Here is a 1,520-nt window from a genome sequence, read left to right on the forward strand (position 1 = left end):
CCCCTCCCTGACAGTCTCGACTGAGACGCCCGGTATGTCGGGTTAGTCTGGATCGGCGAGACAGGAGCATCACCGGCATGGGCAGCACCACCCACCCCGAGCAGGACCCGGCACCACGGCCGAAGCGGCGGACGTTCCCGGCGGAGTACAAGCTGCGAATCGTCGCCGAGTACGACGCGGCCCCGAACGGGGAGAAGGGCGCGATCCTGCGCCGTGAGCGGCTGTACCACTCGCACATCATCGAGTGGCGGGCCGCCCGGGACGCGGGCGCGATGGCCACCCTGGTCGACAAGCGCACCTCGCCGGCCCGGCCGAAGAAGGCCGCCGAGCAGGCCGAGCTCGAGCGACTGCGCAAGAAGGTCGCCCGGCTGGAGAAGGAGGGCGCACAGAAGGACGCGGCTCTGGAACTGCTGGGAAAAGCACATGCGCTCTTGGAAATGCTCTCCGAGAGCGCGGACTGAAGCGCGACGTCGAGCAGGTCGTCGACGAGCTGTTCCCTGGCTTGGAAAGGGAGTTGAGCACCACGGCCGCCTGCCGGCTGTCCGGCCGCTCCCGGGCCACGCACTACCGCAGGCTCCATCCGCCCGCGCCCAGACAGCGGGCCCCGCGCCCCGCGCCACCTTCGGCGCTGACGCCGGCCGAGCGCGCCGAGGTCCTGGCCCTGCTCAACCGGCCCGACTACGCCGACCTGCCACCCGCGCAGGTCTGGGCCCGCGAGCTGGACGAGGGCCGCTACCACTGCTCGGAACGCACGATGTACCGGATCCTGACCGCCGCCGGACAGAACGGCGAGCGCCGCCGCCTGGCCACACATCCGGCCAAGGCCGTGCCGCAACTGCTGGCCACCACCCCGGGCCAGGTCCTGACCTGGGACATCACCAAGCTCCAGGGGCCGAACAAGGGCGAGTGGTACCACGCCTACGTCATCATCGACATCTACAGCCGCTACATCTGCGGCTGGTCCGTGGAGCGGGCCGAATCCGCAGAGCGGGCCGAGGAATTGATCCGCGAGACCATCGCCCGCAACGGCATCGTTCCCGACACCGTGCACGCCGACCGCGGCACCTCGATGACCTCCAAGAAGGTCTCCCAACTACTGATCGACCTCGGTGTCACCAGGAGCCATTCGCGCCCCAAAGTCTCCAACGACAACCCCTACAGCGAGTCGCACTTCAAGACAATGAAGTACATGGGCGACTTCCCCGGAAGCTTCAACTCCCTCACTGATGCGCGTGATTGGTGCAACGGCTTCTTCTCGTACTACAACCACGAACACCGACACTCGGGCATCGGCCTGCACACTCCGGCGTCCGTCCACTTCGGGACCGCCGACCTGGTCCGCGAGCAGCGCGCCGTCACGCTGGCCGAGGCATACGCCCGTCACCCCGAACGCTTCGCACGCCGACCCAGGCCGCCCCGGATACCCGAGCAGGCCTGGATCAACGAACCGAAGCGAGAGACAGAACCAGCACAACAGCCCGCATAGCATCAAACCGTCTCATTTGACTTGACAACTTCCG

At 67.5% G+C, this 1,520-nt stretch carries 2 protein-coding genes; both read left to right on the top strand.

Going from position 1 to position 1,520, the window contains the following annotated elements; genetic code table 11:
* Positions 1-77 precede the first annotated feature (77 nt).
* Positions 78-461 (top strand): transposase, encoded by a 384-nt coding sequence (locus ACIRPK_RS36865; protein WP_403047322.1) that lies wholly within the window; start codon positions 78-80, stop codon positions 459-461.
* Positions 462-490: 29 nt separating this feature from the next.
* Positions 491-1,486 (top strand): IS3 family transposase, encoded by a 996-nt coding sequence (locus ACIRPK_RS36870; RefSeq protein WP_403047325.1) that lies wholly within the window; start codon positions 491-493, stop codon positions 1,484-1,486.
* The last annotated feature ends 34 nt before the right edge of the window (positions 1,487-1,520 follow it).

Source organism: Kitasatospora sp. NPDC101801, from assembly GCF_044766665.1.
GTDB lineage: Bacteria > Actinomycetota > Actinomycetes > Streptomycetales > Streptomycetaceae > Kitasatospora.